The 19,961-nt window shown below is 68.4% G+C and carries 16 protein-coding genes and 1 tRNA gene; 12 read left to right on the top strand and 5 right to left on the bottom strand.

What is annotated here, in order from left to right:
* Positions 1-142 precede the first annotated feature (142 nt).
* Genes K244_RS0108620 through K244_RS0108610 form a run of 3 tightly spaced genes read right to left on the bottom strand, consistent with a single transcriptional unit; the run spans position 143 to position 3,085 of the window.
* Positions 143-1,648, bottom strand: a complete 1,506-nt coding sequence (locus K244_RS0108620) for a tripartite tricarboxylate transporter permease (protein ID WP_020185853.1) — start codon at positions 1,646-1,648, stop codon at positions 143-145.
* A 10-nt stretch (positions 1,649-1,658) separates the two neighbouring features.
* Positions 1,659-2,138 (bottom strand): tripartite tricarboxylate transporter TctB family protein, encoded by a 480-nt coding sequence (locus tag K244_RS0108615; protein ID WP_020185852.1) that lies wholly within the window; start codon positions 2,136-2,138, stop codon positions 1,659-1,661.
* On the bottom strand, positions 2,135-3,085 hold the full coding sequence (locus K244_RS0108610) for a tripartite tricarboxylate transporter substrate binding protein (RefSeq protein ID WP_020185851.1): 951 nt from the start codon (positions 3,083-3,085) through the stop codon (positions 2,135-2,137). The genes K244_RS0108615 and K244_RS0108610 overlap by 4 nt, the downstream gene beginning before the upstream one ends.
* 205 nt (positions 3,086-3,290) lie before the next feature.
* Here K244_RS0108610 and gor point away from each other — a divergent pair, with 205 nt between their 5' ends.
* The 5 genes from gor (at position 3,291) to K244_RS0108585 (ending at position 8,478) form a co-directional block, all read left to right on the top strand.
* Entirely contained in the window at positions 3,291-4,652 is a 1,362-nt protein-coding gene (gor, locus tag K244_RS0108605) for a glutathione-disulfide reductase (protein WP_020185850.1), read from the top strand.
* A 37-nt stretch (positions 4,653-4,689) separates the two neighbouring features.
* Positions 4,690-6,150 carry an MFS transporter gene (locus K244_RS0108600; RefSeq protein ID WP_020185849.1) on the top strand — a complete coding sequence of 487 codons (1,461 nt, stop codon included), beginning with the start codon at positions 4,690-4,692 and terminating at the stop codon, positions 6,148-6,150.
* Positions 6,151-6,287: 137 nt separating this feature from the next.
* Positions 6,288-7,673, top strand: coding sequence for a 3-deoxy-7-phosphoheptulonate synthase class II (locus tag K244_RS0108595; protein ID WP_020185848.1), 1,386 nt, complete (start codon positions 6,288-6,290; stop codon positions 7,671-7,673).
* A gap of 179 nt (positions 7,674-7,852) precedes the next feature.
* Positions 7,853-7,929, top strand: a tRNA-Asp gene (locus K244_RS0108590).
* 330 nt (positions 7,930-8,259) lie between these two features.
* Positions 8,260-8,478, top strand: coding sequence for a hypothetical protein (locus tag K244_RS0108585; protein ID WP_020185847.1), 219 nt, complete (start codon positions 8,260-8,262; stop codon positions 8,476-8,478).
* Between the two features lie 133 nt (positions 8,479-8,611).
* Here K244_RS0108585 and K244_RS0108580 read toward each other — a convergent pair whose 3' ends face one another.
* Both K244_RS0108580 and K244_RS0108575 read right to left on the bottom strand, forming a co-directional pair.
* The gene (locus tag K244_RS0108580) at positions 8,612-9,523 is read right to left on the bottom strand and encodes a DNA-binding response regulator (protein WP_020185846.1); all 912 of its coding nucleotides are present in this window, start codon (positions 9,521-9,523) and stop codon (positions 8,612-8,614) included.
* Positions 9,516-12,887, bottom strand: a complete 3,372-nt coding sequence (locus tag K244_RS0108575) for an ATP-binding protein (protein WP_024816398.1) — start codon at positions 12,885-12,887, stop codon at positions 9,516-9,518. The genes K244_RS0108580 and K244_RS0108575 overlap by 8 nt, the downstream gene beginning before the upstream one ends.
* A 267-nt stretch (positions 12,888-13,154) precedes the next feature.
* Here K244_RS0108575 and urtA point away from each other — a divergent pair, with 267 nt between their 5' ends.
* The 7 genes from urtA to K244_RS0108540 all read left to right on the top strand — a co-directional run bounded on the left by urtA (position 13,155) and on the right by K244_RS0108540 (position 19,932).
* Positions 13,155-14,417, top strand: a complete 1,263-nt coding sequence (urtA, locus tag K244_RS0108570; protein WP_020185844.1) for an urea ABC transporter substrate-binding protein — start codon at positions 13,155-13,157, stop codon at positions 14,415-14,417.
* 173 nt (positions 14,418-14,590) lie between these two features.
* Complete coding sequence (gene urtB, locus K244_RS0108565) at positions 14,591-15,517, top strand: urea ABC transporter permease subunit UrtB (protein WP_024816397.1); 927 nt, start codon at positions 14,591-14,593, stop codon at positions 15,515-15,517.
* Positions 15,518-15,531: 14 nt separating this feature from the next.
* Complete coding sequence (gene urtC, locus K244_RS0108560; protein WP_020185842.1) at positions 15,532-16,677, top strand: urea ABC transporter permease subunit UrtC; 1,146 nt, start codon at positions 15,532-15,534, stop codon at positions 16,675-16,677.
* A 19-nt stretch (positions 16,678-16,696) separates the two neighbouring features.
* Positions 16,697-17,446: an urea ABC transporter ATP-binding protein UrtD gene (urtD, locus tag K244_RS0108555; protein WP_155931966.1), complete on the top strand. Its 750-nt coding sequence runs from the start codon at positions 16,697-16,699 to the stop codon at positions 17,444-17,446.
* 11 nt (positions 17,447-17,457) lie between these two features.
* Positions 17,458-18,147, top strand: a complete 690-nt coding sequence (urtE, locus tag K244_RS0108550) for an urea ABC transporter ATP-binding subunit UrtE (RefSeq protein WP_020185840.1) — start codon at positions 17,458-17,460, stop codon at positions 18,145-18,147.
* A 59-nt stretch (positions 18,148-18,206) separates the two neighbouring features.
* The gene (gene fmdA, locus K244_RS0108545; protein ID WP_020185839.1) at positions 18,207-19,436 is read left to right on the top strand and encodes a formamidase; all 1,230 of its coding nucleotides are present in this window, start codon (positions 18,207-18,209) and stop codon (positions 19,434-19,436) included.
* A 160-nt stretch (positions 19,437-19,596) separates the two neighbouring features.
* Complete coding sequence (locus K244_RS0108540; RefSeq protein WP_020185838.1) at positions 19,597-19,932, top strand: zinc ribbon domain-containing protein; 336 nt, start codon at positions 19,597-19,599, stop codon at positions 19,930-19,932.
* Positions 19,933-19,961: the final 29 nt, after the last annotated feature.

The raw sequence follows: 19,961 nt of genomic DNA, 5'->3' as shown, positions 1-19,961 counted from the left end.
AACCGTCGTCATGCTGAGGAGCCTCGGCGCAGGCCGAGGCGTCTTGAAGCACGCAGATCAGCCGGGCGCCTTCACTTCGTCCGGCTGACGGTGTTCGGCGTCGACGGCGGCCGCTCGACGCTTCGCACAAAGGGCTGAGGCGTCAGTCGTCCTCGCCGAAGACGATGCCCTTTTCGCGGGTCTTCAGCGCGATCGGCAGGATCACGGCGAGCGCCGCGATCGTCAGCAGCATCGCGGAGATCGGCGAGGTGATCAGTACGCTCCAGTCGTTCTGGCTGATGGCGAGCGCGCGGCGGAGCTGCACCTCGGCCATCGGCCCGAGGATGAGGCCGATCACCACCGGCGCGATGGGATAGCCGAACACGCGAAGGCCGAAGCCGAGCAGGCCGAGCGCCAGCAGCGAGCCGAGCTCGAACAGCGAGGGGTTCGCCCCCAGCGTGCCGAGCGTCGCGAACACCAGAATGCCGCCATAGAGCCACGGCCGCGGGATCGAGAGCAGCCGCACCCACAGCCCGATCAGCGGCAGGTTGAGGACGAGAAGCAGCGCGTTCGCCACGAACAGGCTGGCGATCAGGCCCCAGACGAGGTCGGGCTTTGCCGCGAACAGCAGCGGGCCGGGGTTCAGGCCGTACTGCTGGAAGCCCGCGAGCATGATGGCGGCGGTGGCGGAGGTTGGGAGACCGAGCGTCAGCAGCGGCACCAGCGTGCCGGCGGCGGAGGCGTTGTTCGCGGCCTCCGGCCCGGCGACGCCCTCGATCGCGCCCTTGCCGAACTCTTCCGGATGCTTGGTCAGCCGCCGCTCGGTGGCGTAGCTGAGGAAGGTCGGGATCTCCGCGCCCCCGGCCGGCATGGCGCCGATGGGGAAGCCGAAGGCGGTGCCGCGCAGCCACGGCTTCCACGAGCGCTTCCAGTCCTCCTTCGTCATCCAGAGCGAGCCCTTGATTGGCTCGATGGTCTCGTCGGCCGCGCCTTTGCGGGAGACCACGAACAGCGTCTCGCCGATGGCGAACAGCGCGACGGCGGCGGTCGTCACCTCGACGCCGTCGAGCAGGTCTGGCACGCCGAAGTCGAGCCGCGCTTGGCCGGACATCAGGTCGATGCCGACGAGGCCGAGCGCGAGGCCCAGGAACAGGCTGGTGAGGCCGCGCAGCGCCGAGTCGCCGAAGGCGGCGGACACCGTCGCGAAGGCGAGGATCATCAGCGAGAAATAGTCCGCCGGCCAGAACGCCAGCGCCACGCTGACGACGTAAGGCGCGAGCAGCGCGAGGCCGAGCGTCGCGATCGCCCCCGCGACGAAGGAGCCGATGGCGGCGGTCGCGAGCGCAGGTCCCCCGCGGCCCGAGCGGGCCATCAGGTTGCCCTCGAGCGCGGTGACGATCGACGAACTTTCCCCCGGCGTGTTGAGCAGGATCGACGAGGTCGAGCCGCCGTACATGCCGCCGTAGTAGATGCCGGCGAACATGATGAGCGAGCCCGCCGGGTCGAGCTTGAAGGTGACCGGCAGGAGCAGCGCGACGGTGAGCGCCGGCCCGATGCCCGGCAGCACGCCGACGGCGGTGCCGAGCGTCACGCCGATCAGGCAGAACAACAGGTTCGAGGGCTGCAGCGCGACCGCGAGGCCGCCGGCGAGCGAGACGAAGGCGTCCATCGGTCGCTCCTCAGACCAGCTTTTCGAGCGGGCCCGCCGGCAACGTCAGCGCCAGGGCCTTGGTGAAGATGATGTAGAGCACGAAGGACAAAGCGGCGCCGATCGGGATCGTCAGCCAAAGCGGGCCGCGCCCGAAGCCGCGGGCCGTCATGCCGAACAGCACGCCGGTGGCGATGGAGAAGCCCGCGAACGAGAGCAGCACGATCTGCCCCACGAGCCCGCCGATCACCCAGAGCGCCGGCCCCATCTCCACCGGCGCCGCCTCGACGGCCTTGCCCCTGAGCGCGACCACGAGGTTCGCGAGCCCAAGCAGCGCGAGGCCGATGGCGATCGCCCACGGAAACGCCCGCGGGCCGATGCCGGGGCCGAAGGTGCGCACCGAGCCCAGACGGATCGCGTCCGCGGCCACGATCCCCGCCACCGCGATCAGCGCGACCGCGACGACGATCGCCCCGAGCCTGCGCCCGGAGCCCTCCTGCGGGGCGCTCACTCCGCCAGCCCGATGTCGCGCAGCACGATGCGCGCCTTGGCGATGTCCTCCTTGAGCTCGGCCGTGAAGGCGTCGCCCGCGAGATAGGTGTCGGTCCAGCCCTTGGTCTTCAACGTGTCCCGCCAGGTCTTGGTCTTCGCCATGTCGTCGATGGTCTTGAGGATCTCGGCCTTGCCTTCAGGCGTCAGTCCCGGTGGGCCGGCGACCATGCGCCAGTTCTGCACCTCCACGTCGACGCCGCTCTCCTTCATGGTCGGCGCGTCAATGCCCGGGACCCGTTCGGGCGCGGTGATGGCGAGCACGCGGAGCTTGCCGGACTTCACCTGCGCGTCGAACTCGCCGTAGCTTGAGACGCCGACCGTGGTCTGGCCGCCGAGCACGGCCGCGAGCGACTCGCCGCCGCCGGAAAACGGGATGTAGTTGACCTTGGTGGGATCGACCCCGACGGCCTTGGCGATGAGCCCGGCCGCGATGTGGTCGGTGCCGCCGGCCGAGCCGCCGCCCCACGACACCGATCCCGGATCGGCCTTCAGCTTCGCGATCACCTCGTTGATCGTCTTGATGGGCGAGTTGGTCGCCACCACGATCGCCTCGTACTCGCCGGTGAGACGGGCGAGCGGGGTGACCGCGTCGAGCGTCACCGGCGCGTCGTTCATGATGATCGCGCCCACCATCACGTAGCCGCCGACGATGAGCTGGTGCGGATCGCCCTTGGCGCGGTTCGCGAACTGCGCGAGGCCGATGGTGCCGCCGGCGCCCGGCACGTTCTCCACCTGCACGGAGCCCGCGATCTTCTCGCCCTGCATCGCCTGCTGCATGGCGCGGGCGGTCTGGTCCCATCCGCCGCCGGGCGATGCGGGGGCGATGATCTTGAGGTTCGCGGCGAGGGCGGGTCCGCCGGTCGCGGCCACGGCGAGGACCGCGGCGGCGGCGAGCAGGCGGCGCATGAGGGGTGGCATCTGCGTCTCCGGGCGAGGCGTCTTGGTTCGGCCGGGGGTGCGTTGTCCGCGACCGTTCGTCGCGAAGGTTGCAATCGCGGAGCTGTGATGTCGAGCCCGAAGTTGTCGCCCGTCCGCCCGCTTCCCATCTTGCCCGGTCCCGAGCATCCGCCTATTGCGGCGGGGCGGCGACGCGCGGGCAGGGAGCACTCCGATGGCGGACTATGACGTCGATCTCTTCGTGATCGGAGCCGGCTCGGGCGGCGTCCGGGCCGCGCGGATCGCGGCCGGCTACGGCGCGAGGGTCGCGATCGCCGAGGAGTACCGCATCGGCGGCACCTGCGTGGTCCGCGGCTGCGTGCCGAAGAAGCTCTATGTCTACGCCAGCCGCTTCGCCGACGAGTTCGAGGACGCCGCAGGCTTCGGCTGGACCGTGCCCGAGGCGAGCTTCTCCTGGGAACGGCTCGTCGCGGCAAAGGAGGCGGAGGTCACCCGGCTGTCGGAAATCTATGAGACGAATCTCCGCAAGGCGGGCGTCGCGATCCACAGGCAGCGCGCCGTGATCACGGGCGACAATGCGGTCCGGCTCGCGGATGGAACCGAGGTGACGGCGGGCGTCATCCTGATCGCCGCCGGCGGCGGGGCGACCCGCGGCGATTTCCCCGGCGCGGAATTAACAATTTCATCCAGCGAAGCCTTCGATCTTCCTGAGTTCCCTACGAGAATCGTGGTTAACGGCGGCGGCTACATCGCGATCGAGTTCGCTGGGATCTTCGCGGGTCTCGGCGCGGACGTGACGCTTATTCACCGCGGCGACAAGCTGTTGCGCGGGTTTGATGAGGATGTGCGTGACGAAGTCGCCGAGGGCCTGAAGAAGCGCGGCGTGACGCTGCTGCTCGGGGACGAGATCGTCGAGGTCGCCGCCTTCGAGGGCGCGCGGCGCGTCACCACAAAGGCCGGCGTGACGCTCGACGTCGACCAGGTCATGCTCGCGATCGGCCGCGCGCCGTTGACCGCGGACCTCGGCCTCGACGCCCCCAGCGTGATGCGCGACCACCGCGGCGCGATCATGGTCGACGCGGCGTCCCGCACCAACGTGCCGTCGATCTACGCCGTGGGCGACGTCACCGATCGTCTCAACCTGACCCCCGTCGCGATCCGGGAGGGCCACGCCTTCGCGGACACGGTGTTTGGGAACAAGCCGACGGCGGTCGACTATACGAACGTGGCGACTGCGGTGTTCGCGACGCCGGAGGTCGGGGTGGTGGGCCTGACCGAAGCGCAGGCGCGTGAGAAGGGCGCTGAGATCGATATCTATAAGACGCGCTTCCGCGCCATGAAGGCGACGCTCTCGGGCCGCGACGAGAAGGTGCTGATGAAGATCGTCGTGGACGCGGCCACCGACCGCGTGCTCGGCGTCCATGTCGTGGGCGAGGCGGCGGCTGAGATGATCCAGCTTGCGGCGGTCGCCGTGAAGATGGGCGCGACAAAGGCCGACTTCGACGACACCGTCGCGCTGCATCCGAGCGCCGCCGAGGAGCTCGTCACGCTCCGCACCAAGTGGACGCCGTCGTGAGCGGTTCGGCCTCTCGGTCGGTATCCGGCTGCGCCTGATGGACGGCCCGCACGCCGCCGCCGAAGCCCCCATCGACGACCGTCGCCGCCGCCAGATCATCGTCGGCGTGCTGACGGCGATGCTGCTCGCAGCCCTCGACCAGACCATCGTCGCGCCGGCCATGACGACCATTGGCGAGACGCTCGGCCACGCCGAGTACCTGCCCTGGATCGTGTCGGCCTATCTGGTCACGGCGACCGCCGTCACCCCGCTCTACGGCAAGCTCGCCGACGTCTACGGCCGCCACCCCGTCATCATCGCCGCCGTCTCCATCTTCATGGCGGCGTCCGTCGTCTGCGCGCTGGCGCCCAATCTCCCCGTCTTGATCGTCGGCCGCGCCCTGCAGGGCCTGGGCGGCGGCGGGCTGATGGCGCTCGCGCAGACGGTGATCGGCGACATCGTGCCGCCGAAGCAGCGCGGCAATTACGCGGCCTACATCTCCGGCATGTGGGCGGTGTCCGGCGTCGCGGGGCCGATCGTCGGCGGGGCGTTCGCCGAGCATCTGCACTGGTCGCTGATCTTCTGGGTCAACATCCCGCTCGGCCTCGCGGCGCTGTTCGTCATGAACGCGCCGCTGCGCGACCTGCCGTTCCGGCCGAAGTCGCACCGGCTCGACGTGGCGGGCGCCGGTCTTGTGGTGGCCGCCACCTCGCTCGCCATGCTCGCGCTCTCGATCGGGCGCACCGGCGGCGACTGGACCTCGCCCGCCGTGCTCGGCCTCGCCGCAGCCGCCGCCGTCGGCGCCGTGCTGTTCGCGATCCGGCTCTGGACCTTCGCCGAGCCGCTGATCCCCCTCGGGGTGCTGAAGGACCCAGTGGTCGCCTTCGGCGTGGCGACTGTGTTCTTCGGCGTCCTCGGCCATCTCGGCCTGTCTACGCTGGTCCCGATCTATTTCGAGACGATCGCCGGCTTCCGCCCGGACGTGGCCGCGCTGGGCCTCGTGGGGCTCGCGATCGGCACCGTGCTCGGCGCCATGACGGCGGCGCGCTTTCTCGTGAAGGCGCGGCGCTACAAGGCCCCGGCGCTGGCCGGCCTGTCGCTCGCGATCGTCATGCTGGCCGCGCTCGCCGCCACCCTCGACCTGCGCTCGTTCTGGCTGGCGGAGGCGCTGCTCTGCGTCTACGGCTTCGGAATCGGCACCATGTTCCCGACCACGACCGTCAGCGTCCAGAACGCGGTCGGCCGCCACGACTTGGGCGCCGCGACGGCGCTGCTCGCCTTCATGCGGTCGCTGGGCTCGGCGGCGGGCGTCGCGATCCTCGGCGCCGCGGTGCTGGGTGCGGGGCTCGGGCCGGAAGAGGGTGGGGCCGCCGCGCGCGGCGTCGCGATCGACCCAACGAACTTCCGCGTCGCCTTCCTGATCGCGATCGGCACCACCGCGGTGGCGCTGGCCTGCCTCGTCGCCATGCCCCGGCGGCCGCTGCGCGACACGTTGGACCCGGTCTCCGTCGAAAGCTGAAGGCCGACCTGCGCGTCCCGCAGGTGGTCTAAACGCCGGGGGGGTGCTAGAAGCCCGCCGCACGAGCGGCCATATGACGCGCGGACGACCGAAGGCGGTCGCCGGCCGGGCCGTTTCCGGCACCTGGAGTGAAGACAATGTCCGAGCGTTGGACCCCCTCGACCTGGCGCGACATGCCCATCGTCCAGGCCCCGACCTATCCCGACGCCGCCGCTCTGACGGCGGTGGAGAGCCAGCTCGCGACCTTTCCTCCGCTCGTGTTCGCCGGTGAGGCGCGCAAGCTGAAGCGGCAGCTCGCCAAGGTGGCGAAAGGCGAAGCCTTCCTGCTGCAGGGCGGCGACTGCGCCGAGAGCTTCGCCGAGCATTCGGCTGACAACATCCGCGACTTCTTCCGCGTGCTCCTGCAGATGGCGGTGGTGCTGACCTACGCCGCGGCCTCGCCGGTGGTGAAGGTGGGCCGCATCGCGGGCCAGTTCGCGAAGCCCCGCTCGTCGCCGACCGAGGTCGTCGACGGCGTCGAGCTGCCGATCTACCGCGGCGACATCATCAACGGCACCGACGCGACGCCGGAGTCTCGTATTCCGGACCCGCGCCGTCAGCTCGAGGCCTACCGCCAGTCGGCGGCGACGCTGAACCTGCTGCGGGCGTTCGCGAACGGCGGCTACGCCAATCTCGACTTCGTGCACCAGTGGATGCTGGGCTTCGTGAAGGAGAGCCCGCAGTCCAGCCGTTACCGTGAGGTGGCGGACCGGATCGCGGAGTCGCTCGACTTCATGCGCGCCTGCGGCATCGACCCGGAGTCGCATCCGGAGCTGCGCACCACCGACTTCTTCACGAGCCACGAGGCGCTGCTGCTCGGCTACGAGCAGGCGCTGACCCGCGTCGATTCGACGACCGGCGACTGGTACGCGACCTCCGGCCACATGATCTGGATCGGCGACCGCACCCGCCAGCTCGACCACGCGCATGTCGAGTACTTCCGCGGCATCAAGAACCCGATCGGCCTGAAGTGCGGCCCTTCGCTGAAGCCGGACGAGCTGATGCGGCTGATCGAGGCGCTGGACCCGGACAACGAGCCCGGCCGCCTGACGCTGATCGCGCGCTTCGGCCACGACAAGGTCTTCGACCACCTGCCGGGCTTGGTGCGCGCCACCAAGACGGAAGGCCGCAACGTCGTGTGGTCGTGCGATCCCATGCACGGCAACACCATCAAGGCGGCGTCCGGCTACAAGACCCGGCCGTTCGACCGCATCCTGGCGGAGGTCAAGGCGTTCTTCGACGTGCACCGCGCCGAGGGCTCCTACGCGGGCGGCATCCACATCGAGATGACGGGCAAGAACGTGACGGAGTGCACGGGCGGCGCCCGCGCGATCTCCGACGCGGACCTGCACTCGCGCTACCACACCCACTGCGACCCGCGGCTCAACGCCGAGCAGGCGATCGAGCTGGCCTTCCTGGTGGCGGAGCAGCTCAAGACCGAGCGCATCGCCCGCGGGCCACGGCAGGTCGTCGCGGCGGAATGAGACCAAAGGGCCCGGCCGACGCCGGGCCCTTTTTCGTTCGGCTCAGCCCGAGCGCGAAGGCTTCGAAAACCGCGCCGACCTTTTCCCCAGCCCCGACGCAAAACCGTTCCGGGGCTGCTTGACAGCCTCGGCGGGGTCCCGTACCAACCGCCTCACTTGATCGGGGCGCGCCCCGATTTGGGGGTGTAGCTCAGTCGGTTAGAGCGCCGGCCTGTCACGCCGGAGGCCGCGGGTTCGAGTCCCGTCACTCCCGCCAAGTATCTCTCGACACACCGCGTGACAGGCGGCCGAGAGTTTCAACGTCCCACATCCCCGAGTTTTATCTCTCCCGGTTTGGTGTTCCGATGGAAGGCGCTCACGGCCAAGACCGCGGGCGGCGTCGACTGTCTCCGGTCGCGGGTCGACGGCAGGATGGACCGCTCGCAGGTCGGGCGCGAGGCCCTTTCAGGGCCTCGGCCGATGCGGGTTTACCGAAGGGCGAGGCTGCGCGAAGGCCGACGAGCAGGTCCGAGAGATCTGACGGGACTTGCCCCGCGTCGCCGGAACATAGCGCCGCAGGAGCCGTTCTCCTTCAAAGGAGAGCGCCATGTCAGATCCAAACTACGAACTTTTCGAGGTCGAGGGAGGCCGTTGGTCCTACCGGTTCGGCGACGTGCCGTCCGGCGAAGTCTACGCGTCGCGGGAGGCGGCGGGGATCGCGGCCGAGCAGACCGGGCACAAGATCGCCGCGGGGCCGACGCCGAACGATGACGGCGTCGCGTCCCCGGACATCGAGACGCTGGACCGTGAACGCTCGGAGGGGTGAGGCCGGGGGCCCGGGCCCAGTCCGACGTCTGCGAGCGCAATCAGGCCGTTGATGCGGATCGCCAGCGCGGTCCTCGCAAATCGGCGGAGCACGGCTTCGAGCTCGTCGAAGGCCGGGTCCTTTCCGCCACGTGTCAGCCCAGCGTGCGGACGGCGATCGCAGCGGCGCCGGCGCGGTTCTCCACTCCGAGCTTCACGTAGATCTGCTCGAGGTGCTTGTTCACCGTGCGCGGGCTCATGCCGAGAATCTCGGCGATATCGCGGTTGGCCTTTCCGCGCGCGATCCAGAGCAGCACCTCGGCCTCGCGGGCGGTGAGGCCGAGCTTTTCGCGCAGCGTCGGCCACTCCCCCGACGGCGCCTCCTCGGTCACCCGCAGCAGCGTCTCGCCGCGTTCGGTGCGCCCAACGAAAGCGAGCGTAAGCTGAGCCGGGCCGTCCCCGGACAGCGGCGTCGAGGGCTGCTCTGTCCGACCCGTGACGCGCGCCGCCAGCCAGGCTCGCACCGGCTCCGGTAGATCGAACGAATCCTGGTCGAACCCCGAGAAGGCGCGGGCCAGCAGCCGCCCCGCCTGAGGCGTAGCCCAGCGCAGCCGGCCGTCTTCCCCTGCCGCCAGCAGATAGCGTCCCGTAGTGTCGAGCGCCGCCCGGGCGCTGCTGGAGAGCCGCGCGTTGCCGATGTGGACGCGGATGCGCGCCATCATCTCGTCCAGCGCCACGGGCTTGGCGACATAGTCGACTCCGCCCGCCTCTAGCCCCTGGACGATGTGGCCGGTCTCGCGCAGGCCGGTCATGAAGATCACCGGGACATGCGCCATGTCTGGCCGCCGCTTCAGGCGCCGGCAGGCCTCGAAGCCGTCCATCTCCGGCATCACCGCGTCCATCAACACCACGTCGGGGGTCACGCGGTCGACCACGCGCAGGGCCTCCGCGCCGCCGGGCGCGACCAGCACCGTCCACGAGGCGCGCTCGAGCGCCTCGGTGAGCATCCCGAGCGTCTCCGGACTGTCGTCGACGACCAGCACGACGACGGGCGCGCCCTCAGCCATCGGCGGTCTCCTCCGGCGCGCGGGTCCCGAGCAGGGCCATGTAGCCGTTCATGTCGAACGCCCGGAGCCGCTCCCGCGCCTCGGCGACGAAGGGCGCCGCCTCGGGTTCGGTCTGCTCGAGCTCCGTGAGCTTGGCCTCGATCCCGCGGACGTAGCCCATCTCGCCGAGCCTCCGCAGGTCGCCCACATGCCGGGAGCCGGGCAACTCGGGCTTCGCCCGGACCGGGGGCGCGGCCGGAAGCGGCGCGTCGTAGACGAAGACGAGGCCAAGCAGCGTCTCGATCTGGCGAAGCAGGGCGCCGAGGTCGCAAGGCTTCGGCAGGGCGCCGTCATGGTCCGGCGTTTCGACGGCCTTCGACGCGAAGTCCCCGATGTTCGCCGACATCATGAGGATCGGCGCCGCATGCCCGGTTTCCCGCAGCCTGCGGGCGACGTCCCAGCCCGACATGCCGGGCATCGAGACGTCGAGCAGGAACAGGTCCGGCCGGCATTCGTCGACCAACGTCAGGGCGGCCACGCCGTCCGGCGCCGCGATCACGTTGAAGCCGATCGGCTCCAGGGCCTCGCGCATCAGCTCGCGGTGGTCGGCGTCGTCGTCGATCACAAGCACCAGCTTGCGCGGCCCTTCGTAGCCGACCACGCGCGCCTGCGGGGCGGGGGAGGGGCGCGGCGCGGCGACCTGGGAGAGCATCAGCTTCACCCGGAAGGTGCTGCCCGCGCCCTCGACGCTTTCCAGCACGAGGTCGCCGCCCATGATCTCGACCAGCAGCTTCGTGATCGTGAGCCCTAGCCCCATCCCCGGCTGGAGCTTGGCGCGCGTCGCCTCGCCCCGCTCGAACGGCTCGAAGATCCGCTGGCGATCCGAGTCGCGGATGCCTGCGCCCGTGTCGGTGACGGCGAATTCCGCGATCTGGCTGCGGTAGGAGACGCGCAGCGCCACATGGCCCGCGTCGGTGAACTTCACGGCGTTCGACAGCAGGTTGATCAGGATCTGCCGGACGCGCTTCTCGTCGCAGCGCACCACCGCGGGCAGGCGCTCGGCGCCGTCGAACCGGAACTCGAGGCCCTTGGCGTTGGCTTGGAGGCGGAACATGTCGGCGAGCTGGTCGAGGAAGTCGCGGGTTCGCACCTCGTTGCGGGCGAGCTCCAGCCGGCCGGCTTCGACCTTCGAGATGTCAAGCAGGCCGTCGATCAGGCCGGACAGGTGCTCGGCTGAGCGCCGGATGACCCGCACCCCCTTCTGGCCGCGGGGGGGCAGCGTCTCGTCGTTGTCGAGCAGCTGGGCGTAGCCCATGACGGCGTTGAGCGGCGTCCGCAGTTCGTGGCTGATGCCCACCACATAGCGGCTCTTGGCGACGTTTGCGGCCTCCGCCACCTCCTTCGCCCGCTGGAGCGCGGCGTCGGTGCGCTTGTGGGCCTCGATCTCCTTCATCAGGAGCGCCGTCTGGCGGCCCGACTCGTCCTGCGCGATCTCCCGGCTTTCATGCGCCAGCACGAACAGCCAGGCGGCGATGCCGGCGATCATCATGAGGATCAGGAAGACGGCGGAGAGCGCGCCGGCGATCACGGTGGTCTGCTCGGGCGCCTCGGCCGCCGCTTGGACGTAGACGATGAGCAGCACCAGCGTGAGCGCGCCGCCCAGCAGCGTCATCACGCCGACGTAGTGCCCGGCGCGCGAGTTCAGGCCCCCGACCGCCCAGGCGGGGAGCACCGCGGTCAAGGCGCCCACCACCTGGCTGGAGAGGCGGGCGTGCGGCTTGCAGCCGTCGCGGCAGCGCGCGTCCAGCGAGCAGCAAAGCGAGCAGATCGGGCCGGAATAGACCGGGCAATGCGCCATGTCCTCGGACTCGAAGCCGTGCTCGCAGATCGAGCAGCGCAGCGTCGGCTGGAGGCGCCAGTGCGCCCGCGGCTTGCGGGCGAGATAGAACTTGCCGCGGGTCGCGATCGCGATCGCGGGCGCCGTCACGAAGGCGACGCCGAGGGCGACAAAGGGCGCGAGCGCCTTTGCGGTAGGACCGCAGGCGCCGGAATAGGCCAGGAAGGCGGCGAGGGTCGCGAGCGCCATGGCGCCGACGCCGACCGGGTTGACGTCGTAGAGGTGCGCGCGCTTGAACTCGATTCGCGGCGGCGAGAGGCCAAGCGGCTTGTTCACGGCGAGATCGGCCACCAGCGCGCCGACCCAGGCGACGGCGACGATCGAGTAGAGCCCGAGCGTGTGCTCGAGCGTCTTGTAGATGCCCGCCTCCATCAGGATGAGGGCGATGGCGACGTTGAACACCAGCCAGACGATTCGTCCGGGATGGGCGTGCGTCAGCCGCGAGAAGAAGTTCGACCAGGCGATCGAGCCGGCGTAGGCGTTGGTCACGTTGATCTTGAGCTGAGACAGCACGACGAAGACGCCGGTGAGCGCCAGCGCGAATTGCGGCGACGAGGTCACGTAGCCGAAGGCGACGTCGTACATCTGCGTCGGTTCGCTCGCGCGCTCGGCCGGCACGCCGTGGTTGAGCGCGAGCACGGCGAGGAACGAGCCCAGCAGCAGCTTGAGCGCGCCGGGCACGATCCAGCCGGCGCCGGAGGCGAGCAGGGACGACCACCACGCCAGCCGGTTCTCGCGCGTCTTCGCAGGCATGAACCGCAGGATGTCGACCTGCTCGCCGATCTGCGCGATTAGCGCGAACACCACGGAGCTCGCCGCGCCGAAGGCGATGAGGTTCAGCGTCCCGCCGTTCGGGCTTGTCCCCTGGAACGCGGTCCAGTCGGCGAAGGCCGAGGTGTCCTGAAAGGCGATGAACACGATCGGCGTCAGGTGCAGCACGAGCCAGATCGGCTGGGTCCAGAGCTGGAAGCGGCTGATCCAGTTGATGCCGTGCGTGACGATCGGCAGCACCACGAGGGCGCTGATGACGTAGCCCAGCGCGAGCGGCACCCCGAGGCAGAGCTCGAGCGCGAGAGCCATGATCACGGCTTCGATCGCGAACAGCAGGAAGGTGAAGGAGGCGTAGATCAGCGACGTCACGGTCGAGCCGACGTAGCCGAAGCCGGCGCCGCGGGTGAGCAGGTCGATGTCGACTCCGTCGCGGGCGGCGTAATAGGCGATGGGAAGGCCGGTCAGCAGCAGCAGCGCGCTGACGACCAGCGTCGCGACGACCGCGTTGTCGAAGCCGTAGCTTAGCGTGATGGCGCCGCCGATCGCCTCGAGCGCGAGGAACGACACGGCGCCGAGCGCGGTGTTGCCGACGCGAACGGCGGACCAACGGCGCGCGCTCTTCGCGGTGAAGCGGAGCGCGTAATCCTCGAGCGTCTCGTCGGCGACCCACTGGTTGTATTGGCGCCGCGCAGGCACGATGCGCTGCCGCCCGGTCATGCCGTCCGCCTGGGGCCGATGGCCATGTCGCTTGTGCATCCCTTCGTCGCCGGGCCCAGGCCGACGTCCGAACGTGGCATGCAAGAAATTGGCCGTCCTGATCAAGTCCCAATGATGGGAGCGGCGGACAAGCGTCGGGCAGCCTAGGGCCGGCCGCGGCGCGACCGACATACGTCAACCGACGTATATGCTGCGCTGCGAAACAAACCGCAGTCTCTCCGGCATTCGGGGGCTCGCCGACGAGCCGGGTGACTGACGGAGACGCTGATGTCGCGCGACGACAAGACGGGATTTCATTCGCCGCTCCGCCGCAAGCTCTTGATGGGCATGGCGGCGGCGCCTTTCGCCGGGATGATGCCGAAGACGGCGTTCGCGCAGACGCCGGCGACGGCGGCGGTCAACACCACCGGCCTCGCGGTGACGGACACCGAGGTGACGGTCGGCATCCTGCATTCCGCCACCGGCACGATGGCGATCTCGGAGACCGGCTCGATCCAGGCTGAGAAGCTCGCGATCGCGCAGATCAACGAGATGGGCGGCGTGCTCGGCCGCAAGATCAAGTTCATCCAGGAAGACGGCGCGTCCGACTGGCCGACCTTCGCCGAGAAGGCCAAGAAGCTGCTCGTGCAGGACAAGGTCGCGGCCATCATGGGCTGCTGGACCTCGGCCTCGCGCAAGGCCGTGCTGCCGGTGATCGAGCAGTACAACGGCATGCTGTACTATCCGACCTTCTACGAGGGCCTCGAGCAGTCGAAGAACGTCATCTACACCGGCCAGGAAGCCACCCAGCAGATCCTCGAGTCGCTGAACTGGGTCGTCAAGGAGAAGGGCGCCAAGACCTTCTACTTCATCGGCTCGGACTACATCTGGCCGCGCACGTCGAACAAGATCGCGCGCAAGCACATCGAAAACTTCCTGAAGGGCACCAAGGTCGTCGGCGAAGAGTACTTCCCGCTCGGCCACACCCAGTTCAACTCCGTCATCAACAAGCTGAAGCTGACCAAGCCGGACGTGATCTTCACCGACGTGGTCGGCGGGTCGAACGTGGCGTTCTACAAGCAGCTGAAGGCCGCCGGCATCAACCTCGAGAAGCAGACCCTGATCACGATCTCGGTCACCGAGGACGAGATCGACGGCATCGGCGGCGACAACATCGCCGGCGCCTACTCCTGCATGAAGTACTTCCAGTCGCTCGACAACCCGAACAACAAGGAGTTCGTCGCGGCGTTCAAGAAGATGTGGGGCGAGAAGACCGTCATCGGCGACGTGACGCAGGCCGCCTATCTCGGCCCGTGGATCTGGAAGATGACCGTCGAGAAGGCGGGCTCCTTCGACGTCGACAAGATCGCCGTGGCCTCGGAGGGCATCGAGTTCACCAAGGCGCCGGAAGGCTACGTCAAGGTCCACGCGAACCACCACCTCTGGTCCAAGACCCGCGTCGGCCTCGCCCAGAAGGATGGCCAGTTCAAGGTGGTCTACGAGAGCCCCGAGCTCATCGAGCCGAACCCCTTCCCGAAGGGCTACCAGTGATCGGCTGAGGCCGATCGACGACACGCGTCATCCCGGCCGAAGCGCAGCGCAGAGCCGGGATCGTTCTCCGAACATGGCGCCCTTCGATGAAGGGCTTTCCGGACGACGATCCCGGCTCGGCCTCGGCCGTCCGGGATGACGCCTTTCTTCCCATCGGGACTGGAGACCATGGCATGTTCGGCGACTACTCTCTTGGCGATCTCGGCTCGATCTTCGCGATGCAGGGCTTCGCCGGCCTGATCCTGTTCTCCGTCTACGTCCTGATGGCGCTGGGTCTCGCGATCATCTTCGGGCAGATGGGCGTGATCAACATGGCTCACGGCGAGTTCATGATCCTCGGGGCCTACGTCACCTACTTCTGCTCGGAATTCTTCCAGGCTCAGCTGCCCTCGCTGTTCCCCGCCTACTTCTTTGTCGCCATGGCGCTCGCCTTCGTCGCGTCCGGGTCGCTCGGGATGCTGGTGGAGTGGACCCTGATCAAGCGGCTCTACAAGCGGCCGCTCGACACGCTGCTGGCGACGTGGGGCCTCAGCCTTATTCTTCAGCAGACCTACCGTTCCGTGTTCGGCCCGCGCGAGGTCGGCGTGGTGCTGCCGGACTGGCTGCTGGGCTCGCTGCCGCTCACCGACACCATCGAAGTGCCGATCAACGGCGTCTTCGTCATGTGCCTGACGACGCTGATCACCGTCACGGTCGCGCTGCTCATGTACAAGTCGCGCTGGGGCCAGCAGGTCCGCGCCGTGGTGCAGAACCGGGTTATGGCCGGCGCCGTCGGCATCGACACCGAGAAGGTCGACCGCCTGACCTTCGGGCTCGGCTGCGGCATCGCGGGCGTCGCCGGCTCCGCCTTCACGATGATCGGCTCGACCGGCCCGACCTCCGGCCAGCTCTACATCGTCGACACCTTCCTGATCGTGGTCTTCGGCGGCGCGACCAGCCTGCTCGGCACCATCGCCTCGGCCTTCTCGATCTCGCAGACGCAGTCGACGCTCGAATTCTTCCTGTCCGGCTCGATGGCCAAGGTCATCACGCTGCTGACCGTCGTCGCCATCCTGATGCTGCGGCCGCAGGGCCTCTTCACCCTCAAAGTTCGGCGCTGAGGAGCGACACCCAGATGAAGACCGCGCCCTCCTTCCTCAACCGCCGGGACATGCTCGCCCTGGCGGTCGTCGCAGCCCTCCTGCTCATCGTGTTCCCCGTCCTGCTCGACGGGTTCCGGCTGAACCTCGTCGGCAAGTACCTCACCTACGCCTTCGTGGCGGTCGGCCTGGTGCTGTGCTGGGGCTACGGCGGCATCCTGTCGCTCGGCCAGGGCGTGTTCTTCGCGCTCGGCGGCTACGGCATGGCGATGTACCTCAAGCTCGAGGCCTCGTCGGTCGAGAACACCAAGATCCAGTCCACGCCCGGCATCCCGGACTTCATGGATTGGAACCAGCTCACCGAGCTTCCGTACTTCTGGCAGCCGTTCCACTCGCTGCCGCTGACGATCCTGCTGATCATCCTGGCGCCGGCGTTCTTCGCCTTCGTGATCGGCTCGGCGATGTTCAAGCGTCGCGTGTCGGGCGTGTACTTCGCGATCATCACCCAGGCGATTGCGGCGATCGCGACCATCCTCATCATCGGCCAGCAGGGCTACACCGGCGGCGTCAACGGCATCACCGACCTGCGCACGCTGCACGGGTGGGACATCCGCACCGACAGCGCGAAGTTCATTCTCTACTTCGTGAACGTCGCTTTGCTGCTGAGCGTGGTCGGCCTCGCCCTGTTCGTCCGCGCCTCGAAGCTCGGCCGCATCCTGGTGGCGATGCGCGAGAAGGAGGACCGCGTGCGGTTCTCCGGCTACTCGGTCGCGAACTTCCAGATCTTCGTGTTCTGCCTCGCCGGCGTGTTCGCGGCGCTCGGCGGCGCGATGTTCACCCTGCAGGTCGGGTTCATGTCGCCCTCGCTGGTCGGCATCGTGCCCTCGATCGAGATGGTGATCTTCACCGCCGTCGGCGGGCGGATGTCGCTGTTCGGGGCGATCTACGGGACCCTCGCGGTCAACTTCGCCAAGACCAGCCTGTCCGAGAGCTTCCCGGAGCTCTGGCTGCTCGGCCTCGGCGGCCTGTTCATCGCGGTGGTGCTCGCCTTCCCGAACGGCCTCGCCGGCATCTGGAACGACTACGTCCAGCCCCACGTCGACCGCGCGCTTAAGCTTCGCCCCAGGCGCCCGGGCGACGACGTCGCCAAGCAGGCGGCCTCCACCGCCCCCGCCGAGTGAGGATGGCCCCGTGACCACCATCGGAACCCCCGCCAAGGACTACCTGCTTGCGGTCGAGGCTCTCACCGTCTCCTTCGACGGCTTCAAGGCGGTGAACGACCTGTCGTTCTACGTCGACGAGAACGAGATCCGCGTGATCATCGGCCCGAACGGGGCCGGCAAGACCACAGTGCTCGACCTCATCTGCGGGAAGACCAAGGCCACCACCGGCTCCATCCGCTTCCGCGGGGCGGAGCTCACCAAGATGAGCGAGAGCCAGATCGTGCTCTCGGGCGTCGGCCGGAAGTTCCAGACGCCGTCGATCTACGACGACCTGACGATCTTTGAGAATCTCGAGATCTCCTACCCGAAGGGCCGGTCAGTCTGGGGGGCGCTGACCTTCAAGCGCGACCAGGCGGTGAAGGACCGGGTGGAGGAGGTCTCCGAGATCATCTTCCTCAAGGACAAGCTGCACGAGCGCGCCGCGTTCCTGAGCCACGGCCAGAAGCAGTGGCTCGAGATCGGCATGCTGCTGATCCAGGACCCGGAGCTGCTGATGCTGGACGAGCCGGTCGCGGGCATGAGCGTGAGCGAGCGCATCAAGACCGCCGAGCTGCTCAACACCATCATCAAGAACCGCTCGGTGCTCGTCATCGAGCACGACATGAAGTTCGTCGAAGACATCGCGCACAAGGTGACGGTGCTCCACCAGGGCAAGATCCTCTCGGAAGGGTCCATGCAGAAGGTGAAGACCGACCCGAAGGTCGTCGAAGTCTATCTCGGCCATTGAGGAGCGAAGCGATGCTGGACGTCGATTCCCTGCGCGTCGCCTACGGCCAGAGCGAAGTGCTGCATGGCATGAACTTCTCCGTCGCGCCGAACGAGATCGTCGCGATCATGGGCCGCAACGGCATGGGCAAGACCACGCTGATGAAGGCCATGATGGGGATCCTGCCGACCACGGCGGGCTCGATCAGGCTCGGCGGCGAGGACATCAACGGCCTCAAGAGCCACCAGCGGGTGAAGAAGGGCGTCGCCTACGTGCCGCAGGGCCGCATGGTGTTCTCCACCATGACGGTGAAGGAGAACATCGAGACCGGGCTGGTGGCCTCCGGCGACCGCAAGGTGCCCGACGACATCTACGAGCTGTTCCCCGTGCTGCTGGAGATGAAGGGGCGCCGCGCCGGCAACCTCTCCGGCGGCCAGCAGCAGCAGCTCGCCATCGCCCGCGCGCTCGCCACCAAGCCGAAGGTGCTGCTGCTGGACGAGCCGACCGAGGGCATCCAGCCGTCGATTATCCGCGAGATGGCCCGCACGCTCCGCCGCATCCGCGACGACCGCGGCCTGTCGATCGTGGTCTCCGAGCAGGTGCTGAGCTTCGCCCTCGACGTCGCCGATCGGGTGCTGGTCGTCGAGAACGGCGAGATCGTCCACGACGCCCAGCGCGCCGACGTCGATGAGGCTCAGGTGTCCAAATACCTGTCGGTGTAAGCCGCGCCAGACCGCGTCTTACGCACGTCACGCACAAACTGAAAAAGGGGAGCTGCCAGATGACCGAAACGCTGATCAAGGTCGACCTGACCCAGTCGGCCTACGACAACGACATGGTGCACAACCGCTGGCACCCGGACATCCCGATCGTAGCCTGGGTGAAGCCCGGCGACGACTTCATCATCGAGACCTACGACTGGACCGGCGGCTTCGTCAAAAACAACGACGACGCCTCGGACGTCCGCGACATCGACCTCTCGATCGTCCACTTCCTGTCGGGCCCGATCGGCGTCGAGGGCGCGGAGCCGGGCGACCTGCTGGTGGTCGACCTGCTCGACATCGGCGCCAAGGCCGAGAGCCAGTGGGGCTTCAACGGCTTCTTCTCGAAGAACAACGGCGGCGGCTTCCTGACCGACCACTACCCCTCGGCGCAGAAGTCGATCTGGGACTTCGAGGGCATGTTCACCAAGTCGCGCCACATCCCCGGCGTGCGCTTCCCCGGACTGATCCATCCCGGCCTGATCGGCTGCCTGCCGGACCCGAAGCTGCTCAAGACCTGGAACGACCGCGAGATCCCGTTCGTCGAGAAGCACAAGGACCGCGTGCCGGCCGTCGGAACCGTGCCGTTCGCCCCGACCGCGCACATGGGACGGCTGACCGGCGACGCGAAGGCCGCAGCCGCGGCCGAAGCCGTGCGCACCGTTCCGCCGCGCGAGCACGGCGGCAACTGCGACATCAAGGATCTGTCGCGCGGCTCCAAGATCTACTTCCCCGTCTACGTGCCGGGCGGCGGCCTCTCGATGGGCGACCTGCACTTCAGCCAGGGCGACGGCGAGATCACCTTCTGCGGCGCGATCGAGATGGCCGGCTGGCTGCATCTCAAGGTCGACGTCATCAAGGACGGCATGTCGAAGTACGGGATCAAGAACCCGATCTTCAAGCCGTCGGTGATCACCCCGAAGTACGACGACTACCTGATCTTCGAGGGCATCTCGGTCGACGAGTACGGCGAGCAGCACTACCTCGACGTCGGCGTCGCCTACCGGCAGGCCTGCCTCAACGCCATCGAGTACCTGAAGAAGTTCGGCTACTCCGGCGCCCAGGCCTACTCGATCCTCGGCACCGCCCCGGTGCAGGGCCATATCTCGGGCGTCGTCGACATCCCGAACGCCTGCGCCACGCTGTGGCTGCCGACGAAGATCTTCGAGTTCGACATCAACCCGACCGCGGCCGGCCCGGTGAAGTTCATCGACGGCTCGATCCAGATGCCGATCGCGCCGGATCTCTGAACGGCGGTTTCAGCGCTGCGGCCTAGGAGACAGCCGTCATCCCGGCCGCAGCGCAAGCTGCGAGCCGGGATCGTTTCCCGGAAAGGCGCTCTCTCGAAAAACGATCCCGGATCAGCGCGGCTCCGCCGCCTGTCCGGGATGACGCCCTGGGAGATTTCAAATGCCCGTCTACGAATACGCCTGCGACGACTGCGGACCTTTCACGGCGCTGCGCCCGATGGCGGCGTTCCAGGACCCGCACGCCTGCCCGCTCTGCGGCGACGAGGCCCCGCGGGTCATGCTGACCGCGCCGGCGCTCGCCGGCATGGACCCTTCCCGCCGCATCGCCATGGCCACCAACGAACGCTCGTCGCATGCGCCGAAGAGCTCGAAAAGCCACGCGCCCGGTTGCGGCTGCTGCTCCGGCCGCGGCCTGAAGACGCCGGCGAGCGCCGCCGCCCAGCCGCCCGCCGCCAAAAGCTTCCCGAACGCGCGGCCCTGGATGATTAGCCACTGAAAGCCGCGCGGGGTCTCGCCCGGCAGGGC

The organism is Methylopila sp. 73B, assembly GCF_000526315.1.
GTDB lineage: Bacteria > Pseudomonadota > Alphaproteobacteria > Rhizobiales > Methylopilaceae > Methylopila.
The sequence above is the reverse complement of the archived record's forward strand: the minus strand, read 5'-3'. Positions and strand labels throughout refer to the sequence as shown.